Genomic DNA, 20,579 nt, shown 5'->3' on the forward strand with positions numbered 1-20,579 from the left:
CGGTGATTCAGGTGTACTGCGGTTACAAGGTTTGCGACCGCTTCGCGCTCGAACGCAGCCTCATACTACTCGTCAGCGACTACAGGGAGCGAGGTCAGGGCTTCCAGCCAAACAGCTCGCAGGCATTGGTGGTACTTGCACTTGCCAGGGCGTCAGGGCTGATGCCCATTACCTCGGCCAGTGCCCGGCAAATATCGGGCAGGTGCTGGGGACTGTTGCGCTGGTTGGGGTACATGGCCGGGGCCATATCGGGCGAATCGGTTTCCAGCACGATGGCGTCCAGCGGCAGGTCGACGATCACCTTGCGCAGGCGCAAGGCCTGTGGCCAGGTCGCAGCGCCGCCCAGGCCCAGCTTGAAGCCCAGCTTTATATACTCGCGGGCTTCTTCGCGACTGCCGGCAAACGCATGCACGATCCCGCCGCGCTGCAGCTTGAAGCGCTTGAGGGTGGCAATCACTTGCGCGTGGCTACGGCGCACATGCAGCAGGGCGGGCAGGGCAAAGTCGGCAGCCAACTGTAATTGGGCTTCAAACAGTTGTTGCTGGCCCTCGCGGTCAAGCTCGGGCAGAAAGTAGTCCAGGCCAATCTCACCCACGGCACACACTTGCGGGTGCCCCGCCAGACGGCTCAGCCATTGCCCCAGTTCAACCACATGCTCGGGGCGATGTTCGTTGAGGTACACCGGGTGCAGGCCAAACGCGGCATACAGCTGACTGTCGGTTTGGACCAAGTCCCACACGCGCTGCCAATTGCTCTGGTAGACCCCCAGTACCACCATTTTCTCAACCCCCAACGCCCGACTGCCTGCCAGTAACTGCGGGCGGTCAGCATCAAAGTCCGGGAAGTCGAGGTGGGTATGGGTGTCGATCAGTTGCATGCTCAGGCCTGGTGGATACGCTGTTTGAAGTTACGCGCAATGGCATGGATACCGGGCACGTAGTTCTGCTCTTCAATTGCAGCCAGCGCCAGGTTCAGGGCTGTTTCGGCAATCAGTTTGTGTTGTTGGCCCATCGCATTGACTGGCAGTGGCAGGAAATCCAGCAGCTGTGTGTCACCAAAGGTGGCCAGGCGCGATGGCGGGCGCTGAGTCGGGTGTTCCAGCAATGCATCGAACATCCCTTGCAGCAGCACATAGGAGGTGGTGATCAGCGCATCGGGGAAGTGCCCCTGGCGTGCCAGCAGATCATCAATGATGCGCCGCCCGCATTCGCGGCTGAACGCGCTGCCGTGTTCGATCAACACTTCGCCCTTGAACCCTTCGACCGCTTGCTTGAAGCCGGCTTCACGCGCCTGGCTCACGCTCAGTTCCGGACGCGCACCGATCAGTACAATCTGGCGCGGCAATGGCTGCAGCAGGCTGCGGGTCAGTTGCAGGCTGGCTTCGCAATCATCGCTGATCACCGAGCAGAAGCGCTCCGGCTCCAGGGTCCGGTCAATGGCAATGATCGGCATGCCCAGGTCTTGCAACTGGCGGTAGCTGTCATCGTCTGCGGGCAAGCAACTGGCCACGAACAGGGCATCGCAGCGACGGGCACGAAACAACTTGAGCAATTGGCGCTCGCTGTCCGGCGCATCGTCGGAGCTGGCGATCAGCAACTGATAGCCACGGGCACGGGCACCTTGCTCAAGCTGCTTGGCCAGGCGCGCATAGCTGGGGTTTTCCAGATCCGGCAGGATAAACCCCAAGGTGCGCGTATGTCGGCTGCGCAGCCCGGCTGCCTGCGGGTTGGGCGTGAAGCCGTGCTCCTCGACCACCGCACGCACGCGCTCGACCGTGCTGCTGCTGATGCGCTGCTGTTCGGCTTTTCCATTGATGACATAGCTGGCAGTCGTTACGGAAACACCTGCCAATTGAGCGATATCACTGAGTTTCACGCCGAATATTCCTTATTTTTTGTAGTACATGTCGACATTCTGGCCAATCCTAACCGATAAAGGCAGCCGACCATCGTCTGCCTTGGGTGCGCTGTATCTATTTGCGACATCTGCCCGCTGCCGCCAGGCAATACGACAAGTTGGACTTCAAGCGCGGGCAATTATGCAGTAACGTGCCGGGTATTCTTGATTAAACGTTTCAGCCGCCGTATTTAAAGGCGCCTGTCCTGGTAGCGATGTGTTTGCCACACATCTGCTGACGCAGCCCGGGACGGGCGACCTAAGCTGACTTAATTCAAAACAATACCGGTTGCCATTGAGTACCGGAAAGGAGAACGCATGCTCGAGCTCACTATAGAGCAGATATCCATGGGCCAGACGGCTGTGGATAAATCTGCGGCGCTGCAATTGCTGGCCGATAAATTGGTTGCCGATGGCCTGGTGGCCGAAGGTTATCTGAGCGGCCTGCAAGCGCGTGAGGCTCAGGGCTCGACCTTTCTGGGCCAGGGCATCGCCATCCCCCACGGCACCCCTGAAACCCGCGAGCTGGTGTTTACCACGGGCGTGCGTTTGCTGCAGTTCCCTGAAGGGGTGGATTGGGGCGATGGTCAGATGGTGTACCTGGCGATTGGTATTGCGGCCAAGTCCGACGAACATTTGCGTTTGCTGCAACTGCTGACCCGTGCTCTGGGCGAAACCGATCTGGGCGAGGCCCTGCGCCGCGCCAGCTCTGCCGAGGCGTTGCTCAAGCTGTTGCAGGGCGCACCGCAAGAGCTGGCGCTGGATGCCCAGATGATTGGCCTGGGCGTTTCTGCTGACGACTTTGAGGAACTGGTATGGCGCGGCGCCCGTCTGTTGCGCCAGGCCGATTGCGTGAGCAATGGCTTTGCTGCCGTCTTGCAACAAGTCGATGCGCTGCCGCTGGGTGATGGCCTGTGGTGGCTGCACAGCGAGCAAACCGTCAAGCGTCCGGGGCTGGCGTTTGTGACCCCCGACAAACCGATGCGCTATCTGGGCCAGCCGTTGAGCGGCCTGTTTTGCCTGGCCAGCCTCGGTGAAGCCCATCAGGCCTTGCTGGAACGCTTGTGTGCGCTGCTGATTGCCGGTCGCGGCCATGAACTGGGCAATGCCACCAGTCGCCGTGCCGTGCTGGAAGTACTGGGCGGTGAGCTGCCGGCCGACTGGCCAAGTGCCCGTATCCCTCTGGCCAACGCCCACGGCCTGCATGCGCGCCCGGCCAAGGTGCTGGCGCAATTGGCAAAAAGCTTTGAAGGCGAAATTCGCGTCAGGATCGTCGATGGTCAGGACTCGGCCGTTTCGGCCAAGAGCCTGAGCAAGCTGCTGAGCCTGGGTGCCCGTCGCGGTCAGGTGCTGGAGTTTGTCGCTGAACCAACTATCGCCAATGATGCACTGCCTGCACTGCTGGCTGCAGTTGAGGCCGGTTTGGGTGAAGAAGTCGAACCGTTGCCGACGGTGGCCGAAGCTGTGCCCGGCGTAGCCGAAATCGCTACGCTGATCACTGCCCCGGCGGCTGGCAGCACGGTGCAGGCCATTGCTGCCTCGCCCGGCATTGCCATTGGCCCGGCCCATATACAGGTGCTGCAAACGTTCGATTACCCGCTGCGTGGCGAGTCCTGCGTGGTCGAGCGAGAGCGTCTGCAAAAAGCCCTGAGTGAAGTGCGCAAGGATATTGAAGGCCTGATTACGCGCAGCCAGTCCAAGGCCATCCGCGAAATCTTCATTACTCACCAGGAAATGCTCGACGACCCGGAGCTGACTGATGAAGTGGATTCGCGCCTCAAGCAGGGCGAAAGCGCTGAAGCGGCGTGGATGTCGGTGATCGAGGCTGCTGCGCGTCAGCAGGAGTCCTTGCAGGATGCCCTGCTCGCCGAGCGGGCAGCCGACCTGCGGGATATTGGCCGTCGTGTGCTGGCCCAGTTGTGTGGTGTTGAAACTCCGGCTGAGCCTGATGAACCGTATGTGCTGGTGATGGATGAGGTCGGGCCTTCGGATGTGGCGCGCCTTGATCCGGCGCGGGTGGCGGGTATTTTGACCGCCCGTGGCGGTGCGACGGCGCACAGCGCGATTGTCGCCCGTGCCCTCGGCATTCCGGCCCTGGTGGGCGCTGGAGAAGCGGTGTTGCTGCTGGCGCCGGGCACTGAGCTGTTGATTGATGGCCAGCGCGGTCGCCTGCATGTATCCCCTGACGCAGACGCCTTGCAGCGCGCCACGCAAGAGCGCGACAGCCGTGAGCAGCGTCTGCTGGCAGCCTCTGCGCGGCGCCACGAACTGGCCGTGACCCAGGACGGGCATGCGGTGGAAGTGTTTGCCAATATCGGCGAAAGCAAAGGCGTCGCCTCTGCGGTGGAGCAGGGTGCCGAAGGCATTGGCCTGCTGCGCACCGAACTGATTTTCATGGCCCATTCGCAAGTGCCGGACGAGGCGACGCAAGAAGCCGAATACCGCCGTGTGCTCGATGGTCTGGCCGGTCGACCGCTGGTGGTGCGCACGCTGGACGTGGGCGGCGACAAACCGCTGCCGTACTGGCCGATCGAGAAAGAAGAAAACCCGTTTTTGGGTGTGCGTGGTATTCGTCTGACCCTGCAACGCCCGCAAGTGATGGAAAGCCAGTTGCGCGCCCTGCTGCGCTCGGCGGACAACCGCCCGCTGCGCATCATGTTCCCGATGGTGGGCAGCGTGGCCGAGTGGCGCGCCGCCCGCGACATGACCGAGCGTCTGCGTCTGGAAATCCCTGTAGCTGACCTGCAACTGGGGATCATGATCGAGGTCCCGTCCGCCGCCTTGCTGGCGCCGGTGCTGGCCAGGGAAGTGGACTTTTTCAGCGTCGGCACCAACGACCTGACCCAGTACACCCTGGCCATCGACCGTGGTCACCCGACCCTGTCGGCCCAGGCCGACGGTCTGCACCCGGCGGTGTTGCAACTGATCGACATCACCGTGCGTGCCGCCCATGCCCACGGCAAATGGGTGGGCGTTTGCGGCGAACTGGCGGCCGACCCGCTGGCCGTGCCAGTACTTGTCGGTCTTGGCGTGGACGAGCTGAGCGTGTCGGCGCGCAGCATCCCCGAGGTTAAGGCGCGGGTGCGCGAGTTGAGCATGGACCGTCTGAAAACCCTGGCCGCCGAGGCATTGAGCGTCGGCAGCCCGGATGAAGTCCGTGCCTTGGTGGAGGCGCTCTGATGGCCCGTATTCTGACCGTTACCCTCAACCCGGCACTGGACTTGACCGTGCGCCTTGCTCAGTTGCAGCCGGGCGAAGTCAACCGCAGCCCGCTGATGCTGACCCATGCCGCCGGCAAAGGCCTGAACGTCGCGCAAGTGCTGGCTGATCTGGGCCACACACTGACCGTGAGCGGTTTTTTGGGCGAAGACAATGCGCAAGCGTTCGATGCCCTGTTCAAGCGTCGCGGTTTTGTCGATGCCTTTATCCGCGTGCCCGGCGAAACCCGCAGCAATATCAAGCTGGCCGAAGACGACGGTCGTGTCACCGACCTTAACGGGCCGGGGCCGCAGGTTGGCGCACAGGCGCAGCAAACGTTGCTCGATACCCTTGAACGCATTGCTCCCGGGCATGACGCGGTCGTGGTGGCTGGCAGTTTGCCCCGGGGCGTCAGCCCGCAGTGGTTGCACGATCTGCTGCTGCGCCTTAAGGGCATGGGGTTGAAAGTGATCCTGGACACCAGCGGCGAAGCCTTGAAGCAAGGGCTGGCGGCAGGCCCGTGGCTGATCAAGCCCAACAGTGAAGAACTCAGCGATGCCCTGGGCAGCGATATCAGCAGCCTTGCAGCGCAGATTGCTGCGGCATCGCGCTTGCAGGCGCAGGGTGTCGAGCATGTAGTCATTTCCCACGGTGCAGAAGGCGTGAACTGGTTCAGCCGCGCACCGGCCTTGCAGGCGTTGCCGCCCACAGTCAGCGTCGCCAGCACGGTAGGCGCAGGCGATTCGCTGCTGGCGGGCATGGTCCACGGTTTGCTCAGCGGCCACAGCCCCGAGCAGACCCTGCGCACCGCCACGGCCATTGCGGCAATGGCCGTTACCCAAATCGGTTTTGGTATCAGCGATGCGGCGCACCTGGCGACGCTCGAAAGCGGCGTTCGCGTTCGCCCCCTGACAGAAGAATAAAAGGAATCCACATGAAATTAGCCATTGTGACGGGCTGCCCCAACGGCATGGTGACCAGCGTGCTGTGTGCCCGCCTGCTTGACGCTGCGGCGCAGCGTCAGGGCTGGAGCACCAGCGTTGAAGTCCACGACCCCAAGCACCCAGAGCGCCAGTTGTCGGCGGCGACCATCGACGAAGCTGAGTGGGTGTTGGTGGTCAGCAGCACACCGCTGGATATGCAGCGTTTTATCGGCAAGCGGGTGTTCCAGAGCACCCCGGCCCAGGCCCTGCAAGATGTAGAAGCGGTATTGCAGCGTGGTGTGCAGGAGGCTGAGGTCTACGTTGCTGCGGCGCCATCGGCTGCGGATAAAAACGCACAGAAAGCCCCGAAAATCGTTGCCGTCACTGCCTGCCCTACGGGCGTGGCGCACACCTTTATGGCGGCGGAAGCCTTGCAGCAAGCGGCCAAGCGCTTGGGCTACGATCTGCAGGTCGAGACCCAGGGGTCGGTAGGTGCGCGCAACCCGTTGAGCGCCGAAGCCATCCGCGATGCCGATGTGGTGCTGTTGGCGGCAGATATCGAGGTACCGACCGAGCGTTTTGCCGGCAAAAAAATCTATCGTTGCGGCACCGGTATCGCCCTCAAGCAGGCCGAAGCCACACTGAACAAGGCGTTGAGCGAGGGGCAGCAAGAGAGCGCTGCGGCGGCTGGCGGAGCGCCTGCCAAGCAAGAAAAGGCCGGCGTCTACAAACACCTGCTGACGGGCGTGTCCTTTATGCTGCCGATGGTGGTGGCGGGCGGTTTGCTGATCGCGCTGTCCTTCGTGTTTGGCATTGAAGCTTATAAAGAACCTGGCACGCTGGCGGCGGCGCTGATGCAGATCGGTGGTGATGCTGCGTTCAAACTGATGGTGCCGTTGTTGGCGGGTTACATCGCCTACTCGATTGCCGACCGCCCGGGCCTGGCGCCGGGGATGATCGGCGGCCTGTTGGCGAGCACCTTGGGGGCCGGGTTTATCGGCGGGATCATTGCCGGGTTTATCGCCGGTTACTGCGCCAAGGCGATCAATCGCTATGCGCGGTTGCCGCAAAGCCTTGAAGCGTTGAAACCGATTTTGATCATTCCGTTGTTCGCCAGCCTGTTTACCGGTCTGGTGATGATTTACGTGGTGGGCAAGCCGGTTGCCGGAATGCTTGAAGGCCTGACCCACTTCCTCGACAGCATGGGCACCACCAACGCCATCCTGCTTGGTGTATTGCTGGGCGGCATGATGTGCGTCGACCTGGGCGGGCCGATCAACAAGGCGGCCTATGCGTTTTCGGTAGGGCTGCTAGCCTCGCAAAGTTATGCACCGATGGCGGCCACAATGGCTGCTGGCATGGTGCCGCCGATTGGCCTGGGCATTGCCACGTTCCTGGCGCGCCGCAAGTTCGCCCAGACTGAGCGCGAGGCTGGCAAGGCTGCGCTGGTACTGGGGCTGTGCTTTATTTCTGAAGGGGCAATCCCGTTTGCTGCCAAGGACCCGCTGCGGGTGATCCCGGCGAGCATTCTGGGTGGGGCACTGACAGGGGCACTGTCGATGTACTTCGGTTGCAAGCTGATGGCACCGCACGGTGGCCTGTTTGTCATGCTGATCCCGAACGCGATCAACCATGCGCTGCTGTACTTGTTGGCGATTGTGGCAGGTAGCTTGCTGACGGCGGTGGTGTACGCAGTGATCAAGCGGCCGGAGCCGGTTGAAATGGCGCTGGAGACGGCCAAAGCATAAAACAATCCCCGCTCCCACAATGTCACCGTAAATCCAGTGGGAGCTGGCTTGCCTGCGATGCAGGCGCTGCGGTCTGTCAGGCAAACCGTGGCGATGCCATCGCGAGCAAGCCCGCTCCTACAAGAGCTGAGCAGCTTGTCCGACTAATACACATCCCGCCGATAGCGCCCTTGCTCGATCAGCAGCTCCACCGCTTCAGCCCCCAGCATGTCGATCAGCGCCTGATCCACACCCGCCGCCATCCCTTGCAAACTGCCACAGATATAAATCGCCGCGCCTTGGTCAAGCCATTGGCGTACTTGTGCGGCAGATTCACGCAAGCGGTCCTGCACATACACTTTCTGTGCCTGATCCCGTGAAAACGCCAGATCCAGCCGCGCCAGGTCACCGCTGGCCAACCAGCCTTTCAGCTCATCGCGGCAATAGAAGTCGTGTGCAGCATTGCGCTCGCCAAAGAACAACCAGTTGCGCTGCTGGCCCTGGGCAATGCGGGCCTTGAGCAAGCTGCGCAGCCCCGCCAGCCCGGTGCCATTACCGAGCAGGATCAGCGGCACCGGTTCGGCGGGCAGGTGGAAGCCACTGTTGCACCGCACGCGCAGGCTGATCGCCGAACCGACGGCGGCATGCTCTGTGAGCCAGCCCGAACCTATCCCCAGGCTGCCATCAGCATGCCGCTCCTGACGCACGATCAACTCCAGCACACCGTCCTGCGGAATCGAGGCAATGGAGTATTCGCGCATGTTCAGCGGGATCAGCGCGTCTACCAATGCCTGGGCATGCATGCCCACCAGATGGCCGCGATTTTCCGGCAACTGGCGCCCCGCCAGGGCCTGGGCCAGGGTTTCTTGCAGACCATCGAGTTGCACCTGGGTGTCAGCCGACAGGCCCAGGCCCTCCAGAAAGTGCTCAACCGCCCAGCTCGATTGTCGCGGCATGACTTCTACCAGGTCACCGGCCTGCCATGAAACATTGGCGTCTGGCGCGTCGAGCCCCAGCAGGTAAACCTCCGAGCCGCTGCTACCGGGGTTGAGCAGCTTGCGCTCAATCAGGGTCCAGTTGTTATAGCTCGGCGCCTGCCAGTGTGTGCCCGGTGCGCCGCCGGTGAGCTGGCTGAGCTGTTGTTGCCAGTGATGCAGGGCCTCGACATCACCACTGTCGACCTGCACCGGGCTAAACAGCGCTTGTGCGCCGCGCTCGCTCAACCATTGCTGGATACGTGTGGCAAAACCGCAAAAGTGCGGGTACTGACGGTCACCCAAAGCCAGTACGGAGTATTTGAGAGCATTCAAGCCCAGGGGCTGGCCGAGGATTTTGCGTTCAAAACCCCGCGCGCTGTCGGGCGCTTCACCATCGCCAAAGGTGCTGACCACGAACAGGGCATGATTGGCTTGCTGCAAATCATCTTCACTGAGCGCACCCAATGGCTGGACCCTTACTGGCAAGCCCGCGGCCTGCAGTTGCCCGGCTGTCTGCCAGGCCAGTTGCTCGGCAAAGCCGCTTTGGCTGGCAAAGCCGATTAGCCATGACGAGGCATCGCTGCCCGTGTCGGCAAAACCTTGACGCGCCTGTTTGATCTGACGCTTTTTGCGGCGACGGTCCAGGTACAGCAACCAGCCGGTAATAAAGAACAGCGGCATGGTCAGGCTGGCGACAGTCACCAGCACGCGCCCGGTGATGCCCCAGTAGCTGCCGGTGTGCAGCGCGTAAATGCTGGTCAGCAATTGCGCCTTGTAGCTCTTGTCGTCATAGCGCTCGACTTTTTTGACCGCACCGGTGGCCGGGTCGAGCACGATCTGGTTGAAGGCGCGCTCGTGGGGTGAGGTGTTCAGCAGGTAGAACACCGTTGCAGGCTGGCCGGCCACTGGCGGCATACGCACGTTGTACAGGGCCAGGTCCGGCCCGGCGGTCTTCTGGATGCTGGCCCAGATGGCGTCGTAATCGGCGACCGGCGCAGGGCCGGCCGGGCCGCCCTGGCCACGGGGGCCGCGACCACCGCCCTGGCGCTGTTCACCGCTCGGGGCATCGGACAGGAGTTTTTGCAGGCCCTGGTTGTACCACTCGTATGACCACGACAGGCCGGTCAGGGCTGCCAGCAGATAAAAGACCATGCACCAGGTTCCGGCCACGGCGTGCAGGTCCCAGTTGAAGCTGCGACCTTTTTTCGCCCAGTCCAGGGTCAGCCAGGCGCGCCAGTTCAGCGCCTGGCGCGGCCAGCGCAGGTACAGGCCCGACAGGCAGAAGAACACCAGCATCAGCGTACAGGCGCCGGTGATCTGGCGACCGCTCTGGCCCATTGCCAGGAAGCGGTGCAGCTGCAGCATCAGGTCGAAAAAGCCCTGGCCATTGGCCTCACCCTGATAGGTGCCGGTGTAGGGGTCGACATAACGCAACTGGCCGCGGCGTTCGCCCGGTGGCGGGGTAAAGAAAACCCGTGCGGCGGTGCCGCTGTCCACGCCCACCCACATCATGGCGACTTGCTTGCCCTCGGTGGCTTCGACCCGGCGCACCAGCTCGGCCGGTGGCAATACGCCGCTGTCGAGTTTTTCGACCTTGAGCACCGAAGGGTTGAGCAAGTTCAGCAACTCGTCCTGAAACGACACCGTGGCACCGGTTATCCCCATCAGGGCCAGAACCAGCCCGGCGGTTATGCCGAAAAACCAGTGCAGCTGAAACAGTGTTTTCTTAAACACGACGACCGCCTTGCTTGCTCAATTGAATTCATCACGGCGCAGTATGCCGTGTACGTCAGTTCTACACGCTTCAGAATCTGTAGCCGCTGACGAGGCACGAGGCTGCGATGGGTTGCGCAGCGGCCCCCGTTGGCGCTCCTGCGGCCCGCATCGCAGCCTCGTGCCTCGTCAGCGGCTACACACAAAAGCCCCGACCATCAGATGGGCGGGGCTTTTGTTCAGCTCAACTTCGAATTAGAAGTGGAAGCTGGTGGTCAACAAGGCGGTACGGCCTGCGGCCTGGCTGGCAAAGTGCGCAGCGTAGGCTTTGTCGTAGTAGGTCTTGTCGGTCAGGTTTTGTACGTTCAGTTGCAGGTCGATGTTTTTGGTCAGCTTGTAGCTGGCCATTGCGTCGTAGCGAGTGTAAGCCGGGACGTAAACGGTGTTGGCCGTGTCGCCGTAGACTTCGTCAACATAGAACGCACCGCCGCCGATGGTCAGCTTTGGCATCACTTCATAGGTTGTCCACAGGCTGAAGCTGTTTTTCGGGGTGTTCGGCATTTCATTGCCTTTGTCCGAAACGGCTGCGGTATTGATAGTGCCATTACGGTTGGCTTTCTGGCCCGGATCAACCAGCTCGCTTTTCAGGTAGCTGTAGCCTGCAAACACTTGCCACTTGTCAGTGATCTTGCCGCTGGCCGACAGTTCCAAGCCGTCAACGCGAGACTCACCGGCGTTTTCGTAGGTGAACGAGTCAGTCAGTACGCGAGTGTTCTTTTTCTCGGTACGGAAGATGGCTGCAGTCAGCGACAGACGATCGTGGAACACGTCCCACTTGGTGCCCAGTTCGTAGTTAACGGTTTCTTCCGGCTTCAGGTCGCTGGTGATGGTGCTGCCTGGAGCAACCAGGCCATTGCCTTCAACGCCTTCACCCACCACGCCGCCTGGCGGAGTAGCCGAGGTCGCGTAGGACAGGTAAACGCTGCCGTTATCCAGTGGCTTCCAGACCAGGCCGGTCTGCCAGTTGAAGAAGTGGCTGTCGTTCGAGGCCTTGGTACGGCCAGTCGCGGCATTGGTGTTGGCGGTGGTGCTGAAGGCGTCGTAACGCAGGCCGGCGTTCAACAGCCACTTCGGATCCAGCTCGATGGTATCGAACACATAGGCGGCTTTGGTCACGCCCACGGTGTTGGTGCCGTAGTAGTTGCGCGCTTCAGTACCGGTCCACACATCGTTCGGGTTCGGGTTGGACAGCGAGGTGCACTGGCCGCCGCTGTTACCGACTTTGTCTGGCGTGCAGTTGGGGTTGCTGTTCGGGGTCACGGTGTAACCGCTGGCACGGGTTTCTTCACGAGTGAATTCAACACCGGTGGAGTAGTTGTTCTTGAAGCCCATAACCTGGAAGTTGCCGAACAGGTCAGTCTGGTTGGTGGTGGTTTCGGTGGTCGAAACACGGGTATTGGCACGACGCCATACGGTGCCGTACTGGTTGACGTTGTGCTGGCTGTCGTCCGGCTGGGTGAGGATGTAGTCCTGGCCGGTGTTGCCGTGGCGGAAGGTGTTTTTCAGGGTCATCGCATCGCTGAAGTCATGCTCGAACGAGATGGTGCTGATATCCACACGGGTCTTGCGGAAGTCACGGTCCTTGAGGCCGTAGAAGTTTTTGCTGTCGCCGCCATCGTCCGGTTTGTCGTGGACGTGAACTGCGGTCTTGGAACTGTTGCTGTAGCCGTATGGAATGCCCGAATCCGGCAGGTCGTTGCTTTCCAGGTGGTAGTAGCTGACGTTCAGACGGTTTTCAGTACCCAGGCCGAAGGTCAGCGATGGTGCTACGCCCCAGCGGTCGTAGTTGACCGATTCGCGGCCTGCGACGTTCTGTTCGTGGCTCATCAGGTTCAGACGGAACGCTGCGGTGTCCAGGAACTGACGGTTTACATCCAGGGTGTAGCGACGGGTCTGGTCGGAGCCGTAGGTGAAGCCGCCATTGAGGAAATCACCTGCCTTGGCGGTCTTGCTCACCATGTTCAGGCTGCCGCCAGCCGAGCCACGACCACCGAAAGTGGAGTTCGGGCCTTTGCTGACTTCGATCGATTCGATGTCGAAGATTTCGCGGGTCTGGCCACCAGCATCGCGCACGCCGTCCAGGTACATGTCGGACTGTGCGTCAAAACCACGGATAAACGGACGGTCGCCCTGTGGGTTGCCGCCTTCGCCTGCGCCGAAGGTGATGCCTGGCACGGTGCGCAGGGCGTCTTGCAGCGAGGTGGCTGCAGTGTCCTGCAGCACTTGCTGCGGGATCACGGTGACAGAGCGCGGCGTATCAACCAGCGGTGCGGTGTACTTCTGGGAGCTGGCTTTCTCGGTCTGATAAGACTTGTCAGTCTGCTCGCCGGTAACCGTGGTCGCGCCAAGGGAAATACTGCTGCCCTGGGCCTTGCTGTCAGTGCTCTCGGCAGCCTGAACCAGATGGCATGCAGAGGTCGCGGTAATCGCGACACCGATGGCCGAAGCCAGTAAACGCGGTGAGCTGACGGGTATTTTTAATTGTTGGCGCGACATTTGAAGATCCCTTCCCCCAGAATTTGAGCCGCGAAATATATGGCAAACAATTCTGACTATCAATTGAGAGGCATTACTATTTGCGCTGAATTTACATTCTTTACAAATTGCCTTTACGGTTTTTTCACACTCGTTCGTCTACAGGCCGCTTAACAAAGTTTTACACAGACAATAAGAATCAATACCATTGCCATCCCTTTGCTATCAGGTATTGCGTCATGTTGCTGCATATCCCCGGCTTGTTCTCCCGTGAAGAGGTGCAGCGCATCCGTGAGGCGCTGCAGCAGACCGAGTGGGCTGACGGCAAGATCACCGCAGGTTTTCAGTCGGCCAAGGCCAAGCACAATCTGCAATTACCCGAAGACCATCCACTGGCCAAGGAAATCGGCGCGGCGATGATTGATCGGCTGTGGAAAAATCCGCTGTATATGTCAGCGGCCTTGCCACACAAGGTGTTTCCGCCGTTGGTGAACTGCTACACCGGGGGCGGCAGTTTCGACTTTCATATCGACAATGCCGTGCGCCAGCCCAAGGGCAGCCCCGAGCGGGTGCGCACCGATCTGTCGGCCACCCTGTTTTTCAGCGACCCCGAGGACTACGACGGCGGCGAGCTGGTGATTCAGGACACTTACGGTGTGCAGCAGGTCAAGCTGCCTGCTGGCGACATGGTCTTGTACCCCGGCACCAGCTTGCACAAGGTCAACGCCGTTACCCGTGGTGCACGCTTTGCGTCATTTTTCTGGACCCAGAGCCTGGTGCGTGAAGACAGCCAGCGCACGCTGCTGTTTGAAATGGATGGCGCGATTCAGCAACTGACCCGCGACGTTCCTGATCACCCCTCGCTGATCCAGCTCACCGGCACCTACCACAACCTGCTGCGTCGCTGGGCCGAGGTGTAAGTCATGAGCTTTCAACTACGTCGTGAAGAAGTGCTCGACGGTGCGCAACTGAGCGCCATGCTGGCTGAAAACCCGGGCAAGGCGGCCCAGGCCATTTTAATCGCCGCCAAGCAGGGCATCGTCGATGGCCAGGCCTTGCTCGGGCAGATTCTGCTCGACGGCCAGGGCATTGAGCGCGATCCGGTGCTGGCCAAGCGCTGGTTTCAGATCGCCGCCAATTCTGGCCACCTGATGGCCCGCAATATGTTGGGGCGCTGCTGGGAACACGGCTGGGGCGGGCCTGTGGACTGCACCCTGGCCAGCCTGGAATACCGCCAAGCCGCCGAGGCGGGGCTGGACTGGGCGCTCTACAACTACGCCAACCTGCTGGCCACCGGCCGTGGCGTGGCGCCAGACCAGGGGGCGGCATTCAAGCTGTACCGGGTCGCGGCGCAGGCGGGCCATGCCAAGTCGATGAACCTGGTGGGGCGCTACCTCGAAGAGGGGGTGTATTGCCCGGGCGACAAGCAAGCGGCCTGGGTCTGGTATGAGCGCTCGGCTCAGGGCGGTGATTTTCGTGGCCAGTTCAGCCATGCCTCGGTCCTGGCCGAGGCTGGGCGTATTGATGAAGCGTTGACCTGGTTTGAGCGCGCCCTGGCCGGCGGCAACCTGAATTTTCTGCGGGTAAGCCTGGCGGCCCTGCTTGAAGCCAGCGACCTGCGTGTCAGGGCCATGAGCGAGGCTTGGCAAGCCCGTATCCATACGTTGCAGAGCAGCCCTGTGCAAAACAGATGACAGCGCGGCGGTTAATACTCGTACGCTGTTGTTTATCGCGTCCGAGTACGCGCTGGTTAGTTGAGGTAACTATTCATTTTTATTTACGCTCTGGTCTTACACAGTTGCAGGCTACCCGGTAATTGTTTGATGCCCTTTAAAACATGATGCTGCACAGCAGGATCATTGTTTAAAGGGAATTAATATGCAGGTTCAAAATGTTGCGCCCCCTGGCGGCGCTGAAGATACCCGCCCGCTTGAAGAGATGAGTGCACTGGAAGCGGCCATCTACTTGCCGTCGCAGTATATTCAAATGCTCGCGGGTGAAAAAACCGCTGCTGTTTCCAGGGACGAGTTGGGCTTTATTGTCCGGCGCAGTGATATCCAGAGTGTCCGTGCGTATGTGCGCGAGTCCAGGGCATTGCCCGTGGAGTACACCAAGGTCGTGGCCTGGCTCGGCGCCGACACGGCGAGTGTCGCGGGGCTGGAGCCGGCCAGTATCCAGTCGTTTCACCAGCGTGTGGTGCAACATGCCGCCAGTTGGGCCGTGCTGGAGCGTGATACCAAGGAACTCAGCCGACAACTCAACCGGTTCTCCGACGGGTTCATCACCACGGCCAACAGCATTATCGAGTTGATCAATAAAGTCGAACTGGACCGATTCCTAAGTGGCACGCTTGACGAACTGACCCAGGCAGAAGAAGCCGAGCTTAAAAAGATTGTGCTCAGCGCAACTGAGCTGAGAGCAGTGGGTATCGTCAGGGACTATGTGCTGCTTATCAAGCAGGATACCGAGGCCTACATCAAAAAAACCCATGCCGTGGGCGCACTGGCGGCCGAGTTTGAGCGTGTGTTGTCGGATGAGCTGATTCACCAGGTAAATGCCAAGCTCGAAGCGTATGCCAAGGCGGGGCTATCGGCTGAGCGCAAGTTGCTGACTGCGCGCATCAAGGAACTGGACAGTGAAATCGAGCAGTTGATCAGGGACTACCGCTCGCATGTGCTGTACGGGCATTCGGGGATCTTTCTGGGGCCTATCGGGCTGGCGATTACCGGCGGAATTTTCGGGGTCAAGGCTGAAAGCATACGCGCGCGGAAAAACAAGCTGATCGCCGAGCGCGATCTTGCCAGGCAAGGCAGTCAGGAGCAGGAACGTCTGGCTGTAGCCCTGGACACCACCCAGCAGCGCTTCACGGATTTGCGCAGCCGCATGCTCGGCGCCGAGCAGGGCGCCAGGCAACTGGCACAGGTCTGGGGGTATATCGCCAAATATCTGGATGAGGCAGCGTTTGAACTCAAAGGGGTCAATACCCTTGCCCGATTACACAAGTTCAAACTTGATTTTGCTCAGTTGTTGAACCCTTGGATGCGTGTCAAGGATTACAGTTTTTATATCGCACTGGTGTTTGATGACATGGTAGATGGGCGTCAGTAAACAAGGAAGTGAATACTTGAACAGGGAGATTGATGTTATGGGTTATGAAAATCCCGATATGCCGGGTGTTATCGAAGGCTTGAAAAAATTCCATGCGGTGGCGGTCAATCATGAATACGATTTTATTCCGTCGCTCCAGGAGCGTTTGGGGCAGGCAGCCAGGTATTTGAGTCAAAGTGTGCGTGCTGTTGCTGATAAGGCCAGCAATCTTGAAGTGATGGTTGAAAGTGCCGGGCTCGACGAACTTCTCCAGCAGTGGATCATTGTTCAGGGGCATACCCGTCTGGCTGCCGGTATACAAGCGTCGGCGATCAATACGTTAAGTGATACTTTTTTTCAGCGGGTCAGCCGTATTGCAAGTGCCGCCAGGGCGGCGAAAGAACAGATCGAAATGCGCGCAGTGGAAGGTGAAGGGTTGAACCTGGAGCATTATTCGGACCCGCTGCTGGCTTATGACGCGGCCAGGCTCGAAGAACTGGAGCAGCAGGCCGTTGACCTGCAGGCCGAAGAAGATCGGCTGCGTGCAGACAAGCAGGTGATTGACGCAGCGGTAACGCTTTTGCAATCACGAACCTGGCTCGACCATGTGCGTGACTTGCTGCCCACACCGGAGCAAATCCAGGGGTTGGTCAGCACCGCCCTGGTGGGAAGGGCGGATGCAGACACCGTGATTGCCGCCCTTGAGCGATTGACTCAGTACCTGGGCGTTTATGACGGCGGGTTCAGGCTGTTTTCGCTGACTGAAGCGCGCAACAAGATAAGCGACAGGTTGGTCGACCTGAGAACCTTGAGCAACAAGAACAAGACGGATGCGCGAGTGCTGCAGGAGCGCGCGCAAAAGATCAGGCGCCACGCGGAGCTGGTTGAGGTGCGTGCCTGCTGGGTTGCCAATATAAGGCTGGTGGCCAAGGGGATGGGGGTGTTCATTGCCCGGGTGCGTGCGACCACTGAAGTCGATGAGCACTTGCTGCGTCAGACGTCGGCAGAGCTGGTCGGGTTTTTGGGCTTTTTGCGGCGCATCAGCCGCTAGACGATATCGACAGCCCCCCGCACGCGAGTGCGGGGGGCATGTGCTTACAGGTAGAACGACTTCAGCGGCGGGAAGCCGTTGAATTCTACGGCGCTGTAGCTGGTGGTGTAGGCACCGGTCGACAGCCAGTAGAGGCGGTCACCGATGGCCAGGTTCAGGGGCAGGCCGTACTTGTAGTTTTCATACATGATATCGGCGCTGTCGCAGGTTGGACCGGCGATCACCACTTCTTCCATTTCGCCTTTTTTCTCGGTCCAGATCGGGAACTTGATGGCTTCATCCATGGTTTCGATCAGGCCCGAGAATTTGCCCACATCGGTGTATACCCAACGCTCAACGGCAGTGCGCGATTTACGCGCAACCAGTACCACTTCGCTGACCAGGATCCCGGCGTTGGCAATCAGCGAGCGACCCGGCTCCAGGATGATTTCCGGCAGGTCGTCACCGAAATCTTCCTTGAGAAAGCGGATGATTTCTTCAGCGTAGGTTTCCAGGCTGTTGGTGCGGGTGATGTAGTTGGCCGGGAAGCCGCCGCCCATGTTGATCAGCTTGAGGACGATGCCGTCTTCTTCTTTAAGACGCTCGAAGATCACCTTGACCTTGGCAATGGCCGCATCCCACACGCTGATATCGCGTTGCTGGGAGCCAACGTGGAACGAAATGCCGTAAGGCACCAGGCCCAGGTCGCGGGCCAGGATCAGCAGGTCCATGGCCATGTCGGTCTGGCAGCCGAATTTGCGCGACAGTGGCCAGTCAGCCGTGGTCGAGCCTTCGGTCAGGATGCGCACATAGATTTTCGAGCCCGGTGCTGCCTTGGCGATGTTACGCAGGTCGGCTTCTGAGTCAGTGGAGAACAGGCGCACGCCTTTCTCGTAGAAGTAACGAATGTCCTTGGATTTCTTGATGGTGTTGCCGTAGCTGATGCGGTCCGGGCCAACGCCTTGGGCCATCACCTTGTCCAGCTCGTAGATCGAGGCGATGTCGAAGTTCGAACCTTTGTCGCGCAGCAAGTCGATGATTTCGACCGCCGGGTTGGCTTTGACGGCGTAGTACACCTTGGCGAATTCGAACCCTGCACGCAGGTCATCGTAGGCCTTGCTGATCATGGCGGTGTCGATCACCACGAACGGGGTTTCCTGGGTGTCAGCGAAGGCCTTCATTTTCTGGAAGGTATCGCGCGCGTAATAGTCTTCGACCTGAATCGACATGCTGGGGGACTCCTGTGGCAAACGTCATAAATAAATGGGTGCAGCTGAACATCCTCCGTATCCCCACTTTGGTTCGCCTACTTCCCAAGGCATGTCCGCCGAAAGCAAAAAAGGTAAATGGACCTTGCTGTCTCGTCGTCAGTACTTGAGCCGGATGGATCGTTTCCAGCATGGATGTTCGGCGCGAACTTTAGGGCGTGAGTGCCCGCAGATCAACAAAAAATGTCGCGTTTTTGCACGAGTTCGTCGTGGGGGGGAGAGACGGCTATTTATGTAACCGACTGTGATGGCAGCGCAGAGTTCACGCAGGAGAAAATCAAAGGCCCCTCACCCCAGCCCTCTCCCGGAGGGAGAGGGGGCTGATTGGCGGCGTTGCGCACATCTGCTTTTGCCTTTAGTCCCCTCTCCCTTTGGGAGAGGGTTAGGGTGAGGGCTGCGATTGATCAGGCCAGCGCGATATCCGCCGGCGACACAATACTGGTCTTGGCCCCCCGGGAACGGCCCGAGCTCAGGTAGGCGGCAATCGATTCCTGGGTCACTTCACCCAGGAACACCCGCTCGGCATCCATCACCGGCAGCCACGAACGGTTGAACTCGTACATGCGCGACAGCAGGATGCGCAAGTGTTCGTCATACGCTGCCGTGGCGTTGAATTCACGCAGGTACTGGCCACAGGTGCCGCTCTGGCGATGCAGGTCGCGACGACGCACATAGCCCAGTGCCTTGTTGTCAGCACAGGTGACCACCACATAGCGGCGGTCCAGTTCGTCCATCAGCTCCAGCGCTTCGGCCACCGGGGTTTCCGGGCTCACCGACGGTGCGTTGTCCGCGGCGTCTTCTGCTTTTACCAGCAGCAGACGTTTCAGGGTGCTGTCCTGGCCGACAAAGTTGCTCACAAAGTCGTCCGCCGGGTGGGCCAGCAGGGTGTCCGGGTGATCCATCTGCAGCAGCTTGCCGCCACGGAAGATGGCGATCTTGTCACCCAGCTTGATGGCTTCGTCGATGTCGTGGCTGACCATGATCACGGTCTTGTTCAGCGCACGTTGCATCTCGAAGAATTCGTTCTGGATCATTTCACGGTTGATCGGGTCGACCGCGCCAAAGGGTTCATCCATCAACAGCAACGGCGCATCGGCGGCCAGGGCGCGAATCACGCCGATACGTTGTTGCTGGCCACCAGACAGCTCGCGCGGGTAGCGATGCAGGTACTGCTTGGGTTCGAGCTTGATCATGCTCATCAGTTCGCGGGCACGTTCATGGCACTTTTGCTTGTCCCAGCCCAACAGGCGCGGCACCACGGTGATGTTCTCCTCGATGGTCATGTTGGGGAACAGACCGATCTGCTGGATCACATAACCGATATTGCGACGCAAGGTCACCGGGTCGAGGTCGGTGGTGTCTTCGCCGTTGATCAGGATCTTGCCCGAGGTGGGTTTGATCAGGCGGTTGATCATTTTCAACGTGGTGCTTTTGCCGCAACCCGAAGGCCCGAGGAACACGCAGATTTCGCCTTCGTTGACGGTCAGGCTTACCGAGTCCACGGCTTTGACGTCTTTACCGTTGCTTTGGAAAGTTTTGCTGAGGTTTTGAAGTTCGATCATTTGAGCAGTCCTTTTGGAGTCAGCGAGCGTTGCAGCCATTGCAGAAGCAGGTCGGCGATGATGGCCAGAACACTGACCAACACGGCGCCGACGATCAGCATCGACATGTCGCTACGGCTGATTGCAGCAAGAATAAGTACACCCAGACCGCCAGCACCGATGGTGGCAGCGATGGTCATTACCCCGATGTTCATCACCACGGCGGTGCGCACACCGGCCAGGATCACCGGTACGGCAATCGGCAGTTCAACCATGCGCAGGCGCTGGCTGAAGGTCATGCCGATGCCGCGGGCCGCTTCGCGAATCCCCGGTTCCACGCCGGTGAGGGCGAGGAAGGTGTTGCGCATGATCGGCAGCAGCGAGTACAGGAACACGGCGGTAATGGCCGGCATCGGGCCCAGGCCCTGGCCGAACTTGGAGTAGAACGGCAGCAGCAGACCGAACAGGGCGATCGACGGAATGGTCAACAGCACCGTGGCGCTGGCCTGCAGCGGGCCGGCCAGTGACGGGAAGCGCGTCATCAGCACGCCCAGCGGCACGCCGATCAGGATCGCGAGGATCACCGCGATGCCGACCAGGCTGATGTGCTGTAGGGTCAGATGCAGGACCTGCGACCAGTCCATGTGGGAAAAGGCGTTTAAAAATTCCATGTCTTCTCCTCTA

General features: G+C 60.1%; 14 protein-coding genes. 7 read left to right on the plus strand and 7 right to left on the minus strand.

What is annotated here, in order from left to right; translation table 11 throughout:
- Positions 1-94 precede the first annotated feature (94 nt).
- On the minus strand, positions 95-877 hold the full coding sequence (locus AB3G35_RS06695) for a TatD family hydrolase (protein ID WP_134049271.1): 783 nt from the start codon (positions 875-877) through the stop codon (positions 95-97).
- A gap of 2 nt (positions 878-879) precedes the next feature.
- Positions 880-1,875: a catabolite repressor/activator gene (gene cra / locus AB3G35_RS06700; protein ID WP_016779456.1), complete on the minus strand. Its 996-nt coding sequence runs from the start codon at positions 1,873-1,875 to the stop codon at positions 880-882.
- 339 nt (positions 1,876-2,214) lie between these two features.
- Here cra and ptsP point away from each other — a divergent pair, with 339 nt between their 5' ends.
- The 3 genes from ptsP to AB3G35_RS06715 are packed head-to-tail and all read left to right on the plus strand — an operon-like array spanning position 2,215 to position 7,765.
- On the plus strand, positions 2,215-5,076 hold the full coding sequence (gene ptsP / locus AB3G35_RS06705) for a phosphoenolpyruvate--protein phosphotransferase (RefSeq protein ID WP_095041471.1): 2,862 nt from the start codon (positions 2,215-2,217) through the stop codon (positions 5,074-5,076).
- Positions 5,076-6,017, plus strand: coding sequence for a 1-phosphofructokinase (gene pfkB / locus AB3G35_RS06710; protein ID WP_106116776.1), 942 nt, complete (start codon positions 5,076-5,078; stop codon positions 6,015-6,017). The genes ptsP and pfkB overlap by 1 nt, the downstream gene beginning before the upstream one ends.
- 11 nt (positions 6,018-6,028) lie before the next feature.
- Positions 6,029-7,765: a PTS fructose-like transporter subunit IIB gene (locus tag AB3G35_RS06715; protein WP_088378967.1), complete on the plus strand. Its 1,737-nt coding sequence runs from the start codon at positions 6,029-6,031 to the stop codon at positions 7,763-7,765.
- Between the two features lie 143 nt (positions 7,766-7,908).
- Here AB3G35_RS06715 and AB3G35_RS06720 read toward each other — a convergent pair whose 3' ends face one another.
- Positions 7,909-10,455 (minus strand): PepSY domain-containing protein, encoded by a 2,547-nt coding sequence (locus AB3G35_RS06720; RefSeq protein ID WP_369782407.1) that lies wholly within the window; start codon positions 10,453-10,455, stop codon positions 7,909-7,911.
- 234 nt (positions 10,456-10,689) lie between these two features.
- Complete coding sequence (locus tag AB3G35_RS06725) at positions 10,690-12,990, minus strand: TonB-dependent siderophore receptor (RefSeq protein WP_106116773.1); 2,301 nt, start codon at positions 12,988-12,990, stop codon at positions 10,690-10,692.
- Positions 12,991-13,208: 218 nt separating this feature from the next.
- On the opposite strand from AB3G35_RS06725, the gene AB3G35_RS06730 reads away from it, so the two are divergent.
- The 4 genes from AB3G35_RS06730 (at position 13,209) to AB3G35_RS06745 (ending at position 17,107) form a co-directional block, all read left to right on the plus strand.
- Positions 13,209-13,889 carry a Fe2+-dependent dioxygenase gene (locus AB3G35_RS06730; RefSeq protein WP_016779462.1) on the plus strand — a complete coding sequence of 227 codons (681 nt, stop codon included), beginning with the start codon at positions 13,209-13,211 and terminating at the stop codon, positions 13,887-13,889.
- Between the two features lie 3 nt (positions 13,890-13,892).
- A complete protein-coding gene (locus tag AB3G35_RS06735) occupies positions 13,893-14,663 on the plus strand; it encodes a tetratricopeptide repeat protein (RefSeq protein WP_369782408.1) in 771 nt (256 codons plus the stop codon).
- Between the two features lie 184 nt (positions 14,664-14,847).
- Positions 14,848-16,077 carry an alpha-xenorhabdolysin family binary toxin subunit A gene (locus AB3G35_RS06740; protein WP_016779464.1) on the plus strand — a complete coding sequence of 410 codons (1,230 nt, stop codon included), beginning with the start codon at positions 14,848-14,850 and terminating at the stop codon, positions 16,075-16,077.
- Between the two features lie 37 nt (positions 16,078-16,114).
- Positions 16,115-17,107, plus strand: a complete 993-nt coding sequence (locus tag AB3G35_RS06745) for an alpha-xenorhabdolysin family binary toxin subunit B (protein WP_106116771.1) — start codon at positions 16,115-16,117, stop codon at positions 17,105-17,107.
- 44 nt (positions 17,108-17,151) lie between these two features.
- Here the strand turns inward: AB3G35_RS06745 and AB3G35_RS06750 are convergent, their stop codons facing one another.
- From AB3G35_RS06750 to AB3G35_RS06760, 3 genes are all read right to left on the minus strand, one after another.
- On the minus strand, positions 17,152-18,315 hold the full coding sequence (locus AB3G35_RS06750) for a type III PLP-dependent enzyme (protein WP_083369775.1): 1,164 nt from the start codon (positions 18,313-18,315) through the stop codon (positions 17,152-17,154).
- A 443-nt stretch (positions 18,316-18,758) separates the two neighbouring features.
- Entirely contained in the window at positions 18,759-19,916 is a 1,158-nt protein-coding gene (locus tag AB3G35_RS06755) for a betaine/proline/choline family ABC transporter ATP-binding protein (protein ID WP_016779467.1), read from the minus strand.
- On the minus strand, positions 19,913-20,566 hold the full coding sequence (locus AB3G35_RS06760; protein WP_016779468.1) for an ABC transporter permease: 654 nt from the start codon (positions 20,564-20,566) through the stop codon (positions 19,913-19,915). Before AB3G35_RS06760 ends, AB3G35_RS06755 begins: the two co-directional genes overlap by 4 nt.
- Positions 20,567-20,579 lie beyond the last annotated feature (13 nt).

This window comes from Pseudomonas sp. WC2401, from assembly GCF_041200115.1.
Lineage (GTDB): Bacteria > Pseudomonadota > Gammaproteobacteria > Pseudomonadales > Pseudomonadaceae > Aquipseudomonas > Aquipseudomonas fragi.

Bases quoted from the DNA above. Each gene is read 5' to 3' on its own strand.
- AB3G35_RS06695 (WP_134049271.1), bottom strand. From the start codon at position 877: ATGCAACTGATCGACACCCATACCCACCTCGACTTCCCGGACTTTGAT.
- ptsP (WP_095041471.1), top strand. From the start codon at position 2,215: ATGCTCGAGCTCACTATAGAGCAGATATCCATGGGCCAGACGGCTGTG.
- pfkB (WP_106116776.1), top strand. From the start codon at position 5,076: ATGGCCCGTATTCTGACCGTTACCCTCAACCCGGCACTGGACTTGACC.
- AB3G35_RS06715 (WP_088378967.1), top strand. From the start codon at position 6,029: ATGAAATTAGCCATTGTGACGGGCTGCCCCAACGGCATGGTGACCAGC.
- AB3G35_RS06725 (WP_106116773.1), bottom strand. From the start codon at position 12,990: ATGTCGCGCCAACAATTAAAAATACCCGTCAGCTCACCGCGTTTACTG.
- AB3G35_RS06730 (WP_016779462.1), top strand. From the start codon at position 13,209: ATGTTGCTGCATATCCCCGGCTTGTTCTCCCGTGAAGAGGTGCAGCGC.
- AB3G35_RS06735 (WP_369782408.1), top strand. From the start codon at position 13,893: ATGAGCTTTCAACTACGTCGTGAAGAAGTGCTCGACGGTGCGCAACTG.
- AB3G35_RS06740 (WP_016779464.1), top strand. From the start codon at position 14,848: ATGCAGGTTCAAAATGTTGCGCCCCCTGGCGGCGCTGAAGATACCCGC.
- AB3G35_RS06745 (WP_106116771.1), top strand. From the start codon at position 16,115: ATGGGTTATGAAAATCCCGATATGCCGGGTGTTATCGAAGGCTTGAAA.
- AB3G35_RS06750 (WP_083369775.1), bottom strand. From the start codon at position 18,315: ATGTCGATTCAGGTCGAAGACTATTACGCGCGCGATACCTTCCAGAAA.
- AB3G35_RS06755 (WP_016779467.1), bottom strand. From the start codon at position 19,916: ATGATCGAACTTCAAAACCTCAGCAAAACTTTCCAAAGCAACGGTAAA.
- AB3G35_RS06760 (WP_016779468.1), bottom strand. From the start codon at position 20,566: ATGGAATTTTTAAACGCCTTTTCCCACATGGACTGGTCGCAGGTCCTG.